This window comes from Neobacillus drentensis, assembly GCF_036965645.1.
GTDB lineage: Bacteria > Bacillota > Bacilli > Bacillales > Cytobacillaceae > Neobacillus > Neobacillus drentensis_D.
On the sequence record NZ_JBALPZ010000033.1, the window covers coordinates 36,861 to 49,907 of the forward strand.

Annotated in this window: 15 protein-coding genes; 2 read left to right on the forward strand and 13 right to left on the reverse strand. The window is 37.5% G+C overall.

Translation table 11 applies throughout. The features are described 5' to 3' along the window. The 5 genes from V7266_RS06180 to V7266_RS06200 all read right to left on the reverse strand — a co-directional run. Window positions 1-560: nucleotidyltransferase domain-containing protein (locus V7266_RS06180; protein WP_335466701.1), on the reverse strand; the 560-nt coding region annotated here is incomplete at its 3' end. Window positions 561-699: 139 nt separating this feature from the next. Further along, window positions 700-1,353, reverse strand: a complete 654-nt coding sequence (locus V7266_RS06185) for a histidine phosphatase family protein (RefSeq protein WP_335466703.1) — start codon at window positions 1,351-1,353, stop codon at window positions 700-702. Between the two features lie 184 nt (window positions 1,354-1,537). Then, entirely contained in the window at window positions 1,538-1,732 is a 195-nt protein-coding gene (locus V7266_RS06190) for an IDEAL domain-containing protein (RefSeq protein ID WP_335466705.1), read from the reverse strand. Between the two features lie 163 nt (window positions 1,733-1,895). Further along, the gene (locus V7266_RS06195) at window positions 1,896-2,738 is read right to left on the reverse strand and encodes an ABC transporter permease subunit (RefSeq protein WP_335466707.1); all 843 of its coding nucleotides are present in this window, start codon (window positions 2,736-2,738) and stop codon (window positions 1,896-1,898) included. Next, window positions 2,731-3,639: an ABC transporter ATP-binding protein gene (locus tag V7266_RS06200; RefSeq protein ID WP_335466709.1), complete on the reverse strand. Its 909-nt coding sequence runs from the start codon at window positions 3,637-3,639 to the stop codon at window positions 2,731-2,733. The genes V7266_RS06195 and V7266_RS06200 overlap by 8 nt, the downstream gene beginning before the upstream one ends. 244 nt (window positions 3,640-3,883) lie before the next feature. Between V7266_RS06200 and V7266_RS06205 the strand changes: the two genes are divergently transcribed. After that, window positions 3,884-4,732, forward strand: a complete 849-nt coding sequence (locus V7266_RS06205) for an alpha/beta fold hydrolase (RefSeq protein WP_335466711.1) — start codon at window positions 3,884-3,886, stop codon at window positions 4,730-4,732. A gap of 46 nt (window positions 4,733-4,778) precedes the next feature. On the opposite strand, the gene V7266_RS06210 is transcribed toward V7266_RS06205, so the two are convergent. Together V7266_RS06210 and V7266_RS06215 are read right to left on the reverse strand one after the other, a co-directional pair. Next, a complete protein-coding gene (locus V7266_RS06210) occupies window positions 4,779-5,378 on the reverse strand; it encodes a response regulator transcription factor (RefSeq protein ID WP_335466713.1) in 600 nt (199 codons plus the stop codon). Beyond that, on the reverse strand, window positions 5,375-6,511 hold the full coding sequence (locus V7266_RS06215; RefSeq protein WP_335466714.1) for a sensor histidine kinase: 1,137 nt from the start codon (window positions 6,509-6,511) through the stop codon (window positions 5,375-5,377). Before V7266_RS06215 ends, V7266_RS06210 begins: the two co-directional genes overlap by 4 nt. A gap of 252 nt (window positions 6,512-6,763) precedes the next feature. Here V7266_RS06215 and V7266_RS06220 point away from each other — a divergent pair, with 252 nt between their 5' ends. After that, complete coding sequence (locus V7266_RS06220; protein ID WP_335466716.1) at window positions 6,764-7,543, forward strand: alpha/beta fold hydrolase; 780 nt, start codon at window positions 6,764-6,766, stop codon at window positions 7,541-7,543. Window positions 7,544-7,621: 78 nt separating this feature from the next. Here V7266_RS06220 and V7266_RS06225 read toward each other — a convergent pair whose 3' ends face one another. From V7266_RS06225 to V7266_RS06250, 6 genes are read right to left on the reverse strand one after another with little or no spacing between them, the layout of a single operon-like run. Continuing rightward, window positions 7,622-8,689 (reverse strand): alpha/beta fold hydrolase, encoded by a 1,068-nt coding sequence (locus V7266_RS06225; RefSeq protein ID WP_335466718.1) that lies wholly within the window; start codon window positions 8,687-8,689, stop codon window positions 7,622-7,624. A 22-nt stretch (window positions 8,690-8,711) separates the two neighbouring features. Next, window positions 8,712-9,278, reverse strand: a complete 567-nt coding sequence (locus tag V7266_RS06230; protein ID WP_335466720.1) for a polyhydroxyalkanoate biosynthesis repressor PhaR — start codon at window positions 9,276-9,278, stop codon at window positions 8,712-8,714. Window positions 9,279-9,311: 33 nt separating this feature from the next. Next, window positions 9,312-9,908: a hypothetical protein gene (locus tag V7266_RS06235; RefSeq protein WP_335466723.1), complete on the reverse strand. Its 597-nt coding sequence runs from the start codon at window positions 9,906-9,908 to the stop codon at window positions 9,312-9,314. Continuing rightward, a complete protein-coding gene (locus V7266_RS06240; protein ID WP_335466725.1) occupies window positions 9,895-10,356 on the reverse strand; it encodes a hypothetical protein in 462 nt (153 codons plus the stop codon). Before V7266_RS06240 ends, V7266_RS06235 begins: the two co-directional genes overlap by 14 nt. A 33-nt stretch (window positions 10,357-10,389) precedes the next feature. Continuing rightward, the gene (locus V7266_RS06245) at window positions 10,390-11,169 is read right to left on the reverse strand and encodes an SDR family oxidoreductase (protein WP_335466727.1); all 780 of its coding nucleotides are present in this window, start codon (window positions 11,167-11,169) and stop codon (window positions 10,390-10,392) included. Window positions 11,170-11,184: 15 nt separating this feature from the next. After that, entirely contained in the window at window positions 11,185-12,819 is a 1,635-nt protein-coding gene (locus V7266_RS06250; RefSeq protein ID WP_335466729.1) for a long-chain-fatty-acid--CoA ligase, read from the reverse strand. Window positions 12,820-13,047: the final 228 nt, after the last annotated feature.

Sequence of the window (13,047 nt, forward strand, 5' to 3'; positions counted from 1 at the left end):
TCTCCATCCTTAATCATTTCCTCTAGTAACTGTTGAAGCTCATTGGGCGGGAAACGGTTATGCTTTTCTATCCACATGCAAGCTAAGATGGGCCGTATCACGTTTAGATAGCGCTTACTATTCTTTGCTGTGGCTTGAAGACCATGACGATAATTACTTTTTGCCATATTTATATAATGAAATAGGGATGCCTTTGGTTCAAATATTTGCTCCTCTAGTTCTATCATTTTCTCCCTCAGTGAAAAGGCTTGATAGTAAACGATGCTTGAATGCAGCCATTCTAACAAGGAGGGATTTGACTTTTTAAACAGCTGGAGAGTTTTCCGTAAATCCCACCCATTTAAATCGAGTTGTTTATTAATCGGCAGCTCAATGACATCTCGTTTTTGATCAATCGATAAGTACCAATCTTTTTTATGAACATATATAAACCGAACATCGTAATCACTTTCCATTGACGACGTGCCCCAAGCCCGGCTTCCTGCCTCAACGGCATAACATATTTTCACTTCAAATTCCTGCTCTATCCTTTTTAATTCCTCAATGACCCTCTCTTTCACAATATCCTCTCCATAAAACATTCTTTTAGAGTACAATTTATTATCAGCCTATTTTCAGTTTTTTGGGGCAATCAAATGAAATATCCGTAACTTTATAAAAAAGGACTGACTCAATCCTTTCAACGGCTTACTCTATTGTCTATTGATTAAAAGAAACAACTTTGAAAGCGTTTCCTGAATAATCTAATACAGAGACACTAGAATTTTTTATTTCCATTTCATTATTAAATTGAGAAGAAAATTTACTAATAATATTTCTTATGATAACCCCATGTGTTACAAGTAATATGTTTTCATTATGACGTTTACTAGCTGATACGATATCATTTAATCCCATTTCAATCCGTTCCCATAACTCAGCGTAATCTTCGGCATGATGAAATGGGTCAGATATTTTTATGAAATTCATAACAGCTTCTAGATTATGACTTTGAAACAATTCCTTCGTGCTCAAACAGTCATTGTCTTGGGCTATCTTTTGAAAAACAACCTCAGAATATTCTCCCTCAAAGCTTCCAAAAAAACTTTCTCGAAAGGCTTTTCTTCTATTTATCACCAAGTTATGGTTGAAATTATTTTGTTGTATTATTAATTCAGCGGTTTCAACGGTTCTCCCCGAATCACTCGTATAAACGCGATCAAATTGAACATCGGCCAATCTTTTCCCCGTTTCGATTGCGACTGTTTTACCTTCCTCAGTTAGTGGACTATCAGCCCAGCCTTGCATTTTCTTATAGCGATTTAAATAAGTTTCACCATGTCTGATTAAATACAAATTGAATTTCGTTTCCATGGAATCCCCCAGCATCTAGTTTTTGAAAGTTAACACTTTGAATATGATTATATCAGCAGTTAATACAAGGTGACACAACAAAGACCATTTTATAACGATAATCGATTCACTCAAAACAGAAAGAAACCCTTATCCAATTAAGGATAGGGCAGACTTATTGATATTTGATTACAATAGTAAGTAATTATGAAATTTTCTTTAGCTCTTCTGTTAATTTTAGGAATAACTCCTTATCCCCATCTTGTAATGTTTGGTCGATTTCCTTACGGATTTTCTCCCTTTTAAATTCAAGCAGGACATTGTTTAGGAACATCTCAGCAATAACAGCATCTTGATTCTCATCCGAATGTTGTGGTGAATTAAGTAACTTCTTTTCCATGGAAATCAACTCCTTGAGCTTTTTTTCATTATACAAGGAGTTTTCTAAAAATTCAAACATTTTATTTCAATTTTCTAAAAAAATTTTTTTTGTCATTTCTTTTAGTGGTGACAGGCACCAAAGAAAGACATTATCCACCTCGGGTGGACACTCGAAGTAAAGTTTAGTGGATTTGACTTTCAAAAAGAGCGTTTCTTTGGTTAAATTTTGTGATGGCCTTTAGTAATAATACATTAGCAATTAGCAATCCCGCCCCGATAAGAACGAGTAATAACGGGCTTAAGAAGAACAAACCACTCACTTGGCTGATAATCAGACCAACCGCAGGGAGTACCATCAATCCGCCAAATTGCTGGGCTTCTTGAAATGATTTTACTCTGGCTGACACTAAGACATTCAGGATAATATTAAAAATAACTAATGCCGGAATCACCCAAAACATCAATAAAAGCCATGTAGAATTAAAAAACAATATCTCTTTAAAATAAGGGTAGGTAATCACATTTACAACAATTGCATTGATCAGAAAGGATGCAAAAGAAATTAGCAGTGATGGAAAAAAGGATGCTAGCACCTTTCCCATGAATAGCTCTTTGACTGTAATCGGCGCAAATAATAATGTTTCGAGCGTATTTCTTTCTTTTTCTCCTGCAAAGCTATTTGAAGCAGTTACCATCGAGTTAATAATAGCTACCATCAAGAAGAAGGGAATCATCATAAAGTTTAAAAAGAAATAAACAGATTTGTATCCCAATGTTGGCAGAGATGCCAGGGTGTTCCGCATATCACCATTAGGAAAGCTTCTTAAAAAATCATTGATTGGCTCTTCTAAATCATTGGTATTCCCGCTGACCAGACCTGTATGAATTCCAATAAAGGCAAACACTGCCGGAAGAATAACACAAAGTATAACAGGGAGAAGGATCATCGGTATCCATACCTTTTTGGATGAAAAGGTTGTCTTGATATCCTTTTGGACAATGGCCATAATAATTCGTTTATTCATGGTCTTCACCCCTTATTTTGAAATAAAGTGTTTCAAGCCCTCTATTGGTGATCTCACTTGAATAGATCCATGATTCTCTGAGGATTTCCTTTAGTAATGGACTGATCTGTTCCTTTGTTAGAAGAGTGAATTCCAGATGAGTTGGACCCTTTCTGTTATAGGGATATCCTCTATAAACTTTAGAATCAGAAGGTTGAAGCCCGGTCTCCACTAAAAGCTTAATCTCAGATAAATATCTATCCTCTAACTCTCTTCTGGTACCCTGTTCTATCAAACGGCCTTCCTTTAGAAAGAGAAATCCCTCACAAATCGTTTCTAGTTGGTGAAGGACATGAGAACAAATCAAAATGGTAACACCCTCTTCTTCGTTAACCTTCTTTAATAAGTGAATAACCTCATTAATCCCTTCTGGATCCAATCCATTTGTAGGTTCATCCAGGAATAACAGCCTAGGCTTATGGATAAGTGCTTTTGCTAATGATAATCTTTTTTTCATACCTGTTGAAAACGTACCTACTAATTGATCTTTTTTATCAAACAGCTCAAATTGTTTAAGCAGGTAATCGATACGCTTTGAATCAAATGTCCTATAGATCTTGGCAAAAAAGACAAGATTGTCCCAAGCACTCATGTCGTGATAAAGTGCGGCACTCTCTGTTACAATCCCACTCTTAGTTCTTATTTCATCCCCTTGAAATTTAGGATTGTAATTCATTACGTTTATCGTTCCGCTTGTGGCATCAATTACCCCATTAAGCAGCCGAATAAGCGTGGTCTTTCCAGCCCCATTTGGACCAAGCAGCCCATTAATCGTTCCTTCCTCAATCGCAAAAGATACATCCTTCAAAATAGAACGGCCATTAAACTCCTTATTCACATCACACGCCTCAATAATTTTCAACCTTCTTCCCCCCTTAAAAGTTGGTGTCAGGCACCAAATAAATACATTTGTATGTACACTGTGTACAGTGAATTTGAAGACTTTTTTGATTTAATTTTATCAGATTCTTATAAGTATTTAGTACTATTTTTAGAAGAGACGTACACTTTTTTCCTTATTTTTCCTCACTGAAATATTAGCATTTTTTCTGATGTAGAGGGAAAATTAATGGCAACTATTTATGTGGAGCAGGAGGAATAAATGTATGGAGCAAGCAGCGGCCATAGTTGGCCATCAGTCGGTAAATAATATCAATGTTTATTATGAATTTTACCCTCATCAAACAGCGAAAAAAACGTTTGTTTTATTACATGGTTTTCTTTCATCCACCTTTACATTTCGGCATTTAATCTCACTATTGAAAAAAGATTATCAAGTTTTATCTGTCGACCTTCCGCCATTTGGAAAAAGTGGAAAATGTAATCAGTATGTATATTCTTATAAAAACCTTGCCCAAACGGTTATCCAACTAACAGAATTCTTAGGATTAAAAAAGATGACATTCATCGGTCATTCAATGGGAGGGCAAATCGTTCTTAATATTCTCCATCTGATGCCGGATATTGCCGACAAAGCCATTCTTCTTTGCAGTTCAGCTTATTTAAAACGTTCAAAATTTCCTTTAATCTTAACAAGTTATTTACCTTATTTCCATCGCTTTGTTAAATACTATTTCGCCCGTACAGGGGTTAGAAAGAATCTTCAAGATGCCCTTTATAACCACTCGATTATTAATGAAGAAATGATCAACGGCTATCTCCAGCCCTTTTTACAGGATGAAATTTTTAGAGCTCTAACCAGAATGATCCGTGACAGGGAAGGTGATCTGCCAGGGGAAGTGCTTCAACAAATCAAAACACCATGTCTATTAATATGGGGAGACCATGATAAATCCATGCCCCTTAAAGTAGGGGAGCAGCTGCAAAAAGATTTAGCGAACTCTGAATTAATTGTTTTAAAAGAAACTGGACATGCTGTACCCGAAGAACGTCCATTTGAGGTATTCGAATATATCAAAAACTTTTTAGACAGATACCAAACAGCAGTTGAATAGAGAATACATCCCCAAAAAACAAGAGGTGTATTCCTAGGAATACACCTCATTTAAACCAGCCCTTTTCTTTTGATTGGGTGATTGCTTCAATTCTGTTTTTAACTTCTAGCTTATCTAAGATAATCGAAATATAGTTGCGGACGGTACCTGTTTTGATGCTAAGTTTCTCCGCAATTTCTTTTGTGTTTTTCCCATCTGCCACAAGCTCGAGCACTTCTTTTTCCCTGTCGGTCAATGGGTTTTCTTCTCCATACACATCATCCATTAACTCGGGCGCATAAATTCTCCGGCCAGCCATCACATTTCGAATGGAACCTGCCAATTCCTCGCTTGGGCTATCCTTTAACAAATAACCGCTAACACCGGCCTTTAAGGCCCGCTGGAAATACCCAGATCGCGCAAAGGTTGTTAGAATGATGACCTTACAGCCGAGCCCTTTAAGTTCTTCTGCGGCCTCCAGACCGCTTTTCCCTGGCATTTCAATGTCCATAATGCAAACGTCCGGTTCTAGTTTCTTAACAAGCGTCACAGCCTCTTCTCCGTTTGAAGCTTTTCCGATTACATCCATATCCTCTTCCAAATTAAGCAGGGAACCAAATGCACCCAGCAGCATTTGTTGATCTTCAGCAATAACGATCTTAATCATTTGCCATCCTCCTTATCGCTTGGTTTGACGTCATTAGGCACCGTTATGATTATAGTGGTACCGACTTCTGATAAAAGCTCTAAACTGCCATTAATAAATTCAAGCCGTTCTTTCATGCCAATTAATCCATGGCCCTCGCATAGCTTATCAGCCTCTCCTTTGAAGTCACCATCATCATGAATCGTCATTATTGTTTCCTTCCACGATTGCGTAATGGAAATAGAACATGTCTTAGCATCACTATGCTTCACCACATTGTTGACTGCTTCTTTTAAACACATGCTGAGTATATTTTCGGTTAAAAGGGAAACATTCTGAAGTGCAAACTCACCTTTAGATTCAAAATTAATTTGAGCAGCTTTAATCATTTGTTTTACCCGAAAGATTTCATCTTTCAATCGAATCCCGCGCATGGAAGAAACTAATTTCCGTACTTCACTTAGGGCTGTTCGGGCGGTCTGCTGTACATCTTTAAGCTCATCACGAGCCTGCTCAGGGTCTTTCAAAATTAATTTCCGAGCAAGGTCTGTCTTTAAGCCAATCAAGGAAAGTTTTTGACCAAGTGTATCATGCAAGTCCCTGGCAATCCGATTTCGTTCCTCCATCTTAACAAGTTCCGAAATACGCTTGTTGGCATCCTCAAGCTTTTCTTCGAGCTGACCGCGCTCCTTCCGATTATGAATACTAAATGGGAGAAGGATCACACTAATCCAAATAATGATGACGAACGGCAGCTGCTGGAGAAACAATTTTTCTTGCATGACAATATTATAGTTGATCGATGCAGACGTACTTATGAGATGAATAAAATATAAAGTTAAAAAAGCAATTCGATCTTTAATATTACCGATAAAATAAGCAAGAAAGAAAGCAAAATAAACATAACTATAGAGACTGGACGCTGTTATCGATATACCTATTAAAATCAAGGTCCATAAATAAACAGGCCAGCCCTTAGAAATAAATGCAATCCGGTAGAGAATAAAGAAAACCAACGTCAATAATATACCAACGACAATTTTAATCGTAGAAGCGGACTGGATGATAAAATAAAAAGGCAGGATGCAAAGTATGGTCCAAATATAGGGTGCAATGCCATTACTTTTTTGAAAGGTTAAATACTTTTTAATCATTCCTGGTACCTCATTTACAAATACTTTACTGCAAAATGTTTTGGTTCTTAATACTTCATTTTAGCTGATATCCCCCTATCTTAAAACAAATTTCTCCTGCAATACTGAATTTTCTTTATATATGTAAATTACACTTATTGGTAATAAATGTACCTCAACAACTATATAATTAAGCAATCAGGATATTATAAACGTTTACACCTTACAAATCTTGGCAACATATATTTATAAAAACACTAGGGGGAATCAAAATTGGGAGAATTTTATATTGGTGGCTCTAGTATTCCTTATTTGCGATTTGGTGAGGGTGAACCATTAGTTTTTATTCATGGTCTCGGAGAAGTAAAAGAGGGCTGGTCGAATCAGTTTGAATTTGCCGATCAGTACGATTTAATCATTCCGGATCTACGTGGTCATGGTGAGTATCAAAAGCCTGGAGAAATCTCTATTAAACACTTTGCGAAGGATGTTATCTGTTTATTAAAAGGTCTCGGGATTGAAAGCGCACACATATGTGGTTTGTCAATGGGTGGCATGGTGACTCAGGAGATCTATCGTCAAGCCCCTGAGATGTGCCGTTCCTTAATGCTGGTCAGCACCTATCATTATGCGCCAGAAATACTTGGGAAGCTCTTTTTAAAATATAAGAAAGCTCATGCAGAAAATAGTTCACCGGATGTACTAAGAGAAAAAGCCGCCAAATTTTGCCTTTATTCTTGGAAAAAAGATAATTTAGAAAAATTTTACCAATCTTATCGACCAAATAGAAAATATCATTTAAAAGCGATGGAGGCTTGCCTGGAAGTTAATAATTTGACGTTACTTCCAAGGATAAAGGTTCCCACTTTAATCATCGGTGGGCAATATGATTCCGTCATACCTTCTTGGGTACAACTGTTAATGCATAAACAAATTCCTCATTCTGAATTTGTGATTTTCAGAAATACGGGTCACATTGCAAAGCTTGAAGCAAAAGATAGCTTTAATAGGACACTAAGAAACTTTTTAAACAAGCATAAAGCGGCAAGTTGAAGGAGGAGGGAATTTCTTCCTCTCCCCCTTTAGCTATACATATTATATATTTACTTGTACTCGTTATTATGACTACTTTTAGAGCGGATTCGAACGGCTTGAGGCCCATTGATGCACAATTTTTGCAAACAGACCCGTTAAAGCCAAACTGACATGACCGGCTTCAACCGTGATATAGGTTTTATCCTTACTCGAGGCTAAATCCATAATCGGTTTACTTTGCTCTTCAAGAATTAAATTGTCCCGAGAACCTGAAACGACATACAGATTGGCCTTAATATTTTTTAAGTCTACTACTTTATTACCAACCATCATTTCACCTTTAACGAGTTTGTTCTCTTTAAAGAGATCACTCGCCAATTGACGAGAGGCTTCTCCAGTAAATGGAACCTGATCAAGTGTCCATTTATTCATCCTGCGCCATTTGTCAACATATTTTGAATCATGTGCTCGATGCAGGAGATTTGTATAATTTGTAAAATAGATCGGCGCACCAATTGCCCGGAACATACCTTCTACCATTTTAGGAGGAATTAGCCCGTATGTATCAATAAAGCGCTCAAAGTTAATATCTCCTTCTCTAAGCCCTTCAGCCCACTTATCGGGCCCCATAAATGGGTGAAAATCAATTGGTACAGTCGCGACGATTAAATTTTTAATTGGCTCTTCCGCTATGGACGCATAAATGGAGGCGATTGTTCCGCCTAAGCAATAGCCTATAAGCGTTATTTCCTCAGCTCCTGAATGACGTATAGCCCGCTTAACAGCTGTCCGTAAATATTTCTCAATATACGTGTCAATCCCCAGCTTTTTGTCTTCATACCCTGGTGTACCCCAATCTAACAAATAGACTTCATAGCCCATATTGGTAAGTCCCTCTATGACACTTGCCTTTGGGGCGATATCTAAAATGTATGGTTTATTAAACAAGGAGTAAACGAAAAATAAAGGAATTTCAAATTTTTTTTGCTTCGCCGGATAATGCCATAAAACGGATTTATTTTTTCGCCAAATTTCATTTCTTGGAGTGTGACCAATTTTCGGCTCAGGCTCACTTAGAATATTAATTACGTTAGCCCAGCGCTTCATTTCTTTGTCATAATCCAAGGTGGGAATGAAATCTGTTAAAGGTGAATCTGCTGCCAATGTAGTTTTCTCCCCCTCCTAGTTAGTTTCCTGAAGCTGTGCTTGTTAACACAGGTTCTGCAGACTTTTCTGCTTTAATCAGATCTTTAATTGTCTCGAATTCCTGTTTAAAATCATTCATTTTTAATAATTCAAACTTCAATTCCTGAAGTTCAGCATGTAAGCTCTTTGTATCTGACAGCTCTTTCTTTGTCTTAACTAACTCAGTCTTTAACTGCTTGGTTAATTTGATGATTTCTTTGGATACTTCGACGACACTTTCAATCTCTTTATTTTGTGACTTTACAGAATCCTGTAAATCCCAAATTTGCTCTTCTAAGGCTTCCATTTTTTCTTCCGCTTGAAGGGTAAGGTTAGCCACATTTGTCACATCATTTTTCGTCGGGAAATTAAGGGCACCTGCCAATGTCTCTTGATTTTTTTTAAAAGTTTCAAGAAAACTCGCATGCAAATCTGTCCCTCTGTGCGACATTTTTACAAATTCTTTGCTATTGGTTAATAGGAAGATAAAATCATTGATTTGTTTTTCCCACAATAAACTATATTTATGAAGGGATTCATATGGTTCGTAATTTTTTTCGTCAGACATCTACCTTCACCTCTTATCATTTTGTTTACTCTATTACTTTTTCAAATATTTTTGAAAAGGTAAAATTGCTGATTTAACCTGTTTCGTAAAGACGTCAACAAATAATTTTTGATTTTCATAAAGCACATTTGTTGTTTTCTTCACACTCTCGAGATACTTTTCGCGTCCCTTTTTTCTCATAGATATATATTGTTCAGCGTTTTCTAATAACTTATCAAGAGCCTGTATCTGGCCTGTTGTTAATTTCTGAAGGGGAGTAATTAAAATCTGCGCCGATCTATTTTGAATATCTTCCACTACTTGATTGATTTCCTCATAGGATTTGACAGGGAAGAAATACTGCAGCGATGTAGTGGTCATTAGTAGTTCTTCACGTGTTGACTGTTCCCATTCCTTTAGCTCCAATCCAAATTGAGCCGCAATCGTAATGACATTTTCCTGATTCTGCTTGGACTTCTCGACATAGCTCTTTACCGCTTCTAAGAAACGCTCATCTTGTTTATTAAAGCGCTCAGCCCAGGCATCTAATTCATCAAACCCAAGTTTCCATAATAGGTCAAGGCTCGAAAGCTCCTTTTCTAATTCTTCAGTTCCTTGATTTTCTAATACTTTTTGATTATTTTCTGTCATGATCCATTTCCTCCTCAAATAATTTCTTTAATTCCTGCAGTTCATTTTCTAGTGTTTTAATAGAATTGCTGCGTTGATCTTTTACCTCGCTGTTTAAAAAAGTGGACCATTCCTCCAGTGATTCCCGAACCTTTGTCAGCTTGCGTTGATTGGCCTGTTGCTGGTTAATGATTTGGTATATTGATTCATCCAAAGAATCAATATCCCCCACAACATCTACCATTCTATTAGAAAGGGCAGCCAATTCATCCTTGGTTGCCAGATCCGAACGGGTTAACCATCTAGTGATTAATCGCTTATAAATCCTTAATTTTCTTAGATGTGAATCCAGTGCCTTGCCAACTGCGGCTGTAAAGGCTCGGGTATTGGTACGAGCATGAATTCTTTTATTTATCTCTGCTTCGATTTGTTTATAAAACTGGATAGGATCTTGTTGTTTAGAATTCATGTTTTACCTCTTTAATTCCTGCCTAACGAAAAATTATTGGACGGCTGCTGTCGTTCCCCCATCTACAACTAGGATATGCCCATAGACATAATTGGAAGCATCTGAAGCTAAAAACAAGGCTGGACCCTTCATGTCGTCATCTGAGCCAAACCTTCCTGCCGGAGTCCGCTCAAGGATTTTTTGACCTGAATAATCCAGGATAGCCTTTGCCATTTTGGTAGGGAAAAATCCAGGTGCAATGGCATTAACATGGACATTGTATGGCGCAAGTTTCACGGCTAGGTCCTTGGTTAAAGTAATAACCGCCCCCTTACTTGCAGAATAGCCAATCGCATCCATAACTAATGGATCTTGCCCGCCCATTCCGGCAATGGATGCGATATTAATAATTTTTCCGGACTTTTGCTTAACCATAATTTCTCCTACAGCTTGGGAGAATAAAAAAACACCCTTAAGGTTAATTTCCATCACCTTATCCCATTTATCTGCGGGCATTTCTAATGCCGGTGCCCCCCAGCTTGTACCGCTATTATTTACTAATATATCAATTCTGCCAAATTCCTTCAAAGTCTCGTCCACAACATGCTGAATATCTTCAGCGTTAGAGACATCACATTTGAAGGCAATTGCCCGAACCCCTTTTTCCTGAAGAGCTTCAGTAAATTGTTTACAGGCATCTAGATTTCTAGAACAAATAGCGATATTTGCTCCTGCATCGGCGTAAGCTGTCGCAATTTGCTGCCCCAGTCCTCTTCCACCGCCGGTTACAATCGCGGTTTTTCCTTTTAAACTAAAAAGCTCTTGAATATTCATCCAATACCCTTCTTTCTAGTAAGCTTTAACTTTCAATATTTCTTGTTCTCGAAGGACTCTTCTTAGTAATTTTCCTACCGAGGACTTCGGCAGCTCCGAACGAATTTCAACTTCTTTTGGTGCCTTATAGGGGGCAAGATTTTCCCTTCCAAATTGTTTAATTTCTTCTTCTGTGACTGAAAATCCTCCTTTTACCTTAACGTAAGCTTTCACAGTTTCACCACGATAAGAGTCAGGTACCCCTATTACTAACGCCTCTTCAATAGCTTCGTGCTGATAAAGGACATCTTCAATTTCACTAGGATACACATTGTATCCGCTTGCAATAATCATATCCTTTTTACGGTCAACAATATAAAAATACCCATCCTCATCCATCTTAGCAATATCTCCTGTATAGAGCCAGCCATCTTTAAGTGTCTCTTCAGTATCCTGTGGCCGATTCCAGTATCCTTTCATCACCTGAGGGCCTTTGATAACTAGTTCCCCTTCCATCCCCACAGGCGCATCGATATATGCTCCATCCTGTTGGATAACAATTTTTGCAATGGTACTTTGTACAGGGATTCCTACACTGCCATATTTTCTAGGGACAAACGGAGGGCTGAAAATAGCTGTAGGTGCCGATTCAGAAAGACCGTATCCATCTAGCAGTTTAACTCCTGTTCTTTTCTCGAATAATTTGGCTGTTTCTACAGGCAGCGGTGCCCCTCCACAGCTTATATAATATAAATGTTCAAATCCGCATTCTTCTAAACCAGGCTGGCTGTTTAATGTGAAATACATTGTTGGGACTCCAGACATTTGAAACGGTTTTTCGCGTTTTACCGTTTCCATGATTTCCTTAGGATCAAAGCGCGGCAAAATAATCTGATTAGCCCCTTCTCGAATACCACAAAGTGCCGTACTGGAGAGTCCATATACATGGAACATGGGCAGAACAGTTATCATTTTGAAGTCTTCTGGTTTCTCACAGGTCTTATAAGCAAAATCACAAACCTGATTAAAGTTAGCTAGTAAATTTAGATGGGTAAGCATGACTCCTTTGGATGGACCAGTAGTTCCACCTGTATATTGCAGCAATGCTACATCATTTTCCCGATCGATATGTACTTCAGGGATTATTATATTCTCATGGAGGAACTCATCAAAGTATTGGTCTCCTTGTGCAAGAGGGGCTCTCTCGCTTCCCAGGCTGACCACTATAAATTTTTTCAAAGATGTTTTTGGCTGGACTTTTTTAACTTTATTGTATAGAGTATCTAGAACAACGATATACTGTGAACCCGAATCAGTTAAAACATGTTCAATTTCTCTTTCTACATACATAGGATTTACCTGAACTGCTATCCCGCCCAGTCGAAAAATCCCAAATAAGCTAAAAATATATTGTGGGGTATTAGGAAGCATAATGGCAAAGCGGTCACCTTTTTGGAAGCCTTCATTCGCTAGACCTGCAGCAAATCGGTCAATAACCACCTTTGTGTCCAAAAAACTCCAAACCTTGCCATAACACGTGAAGGCTGGTTTATCTTTATATTGGTTAACAGAACCCTCTAGAAAATCATAAAGGGATTGGTGTTCAATATACACATGCTCATCAATTCTTGTATCATAGATTTTTAACCACGGCTTTTGCAGATAAACCATAAAAAAGATTCCTCCTAAGATTTTATAGTAACCTAGCAAATATTCTTTTTAATAAACGCCGCAATTCTTAGAAGTCATCTACTTATTAATAGAATACTGATATAATTATGATTATTGTAGGAAAAGACTATTTTGTAAACCCTTCCTTCTCGACATTTTTCTCCATTATTTCAATTCTCCAATCCTTCATTTATCAAACTATTTAAACAAGCCTATTTAATCAAGAAC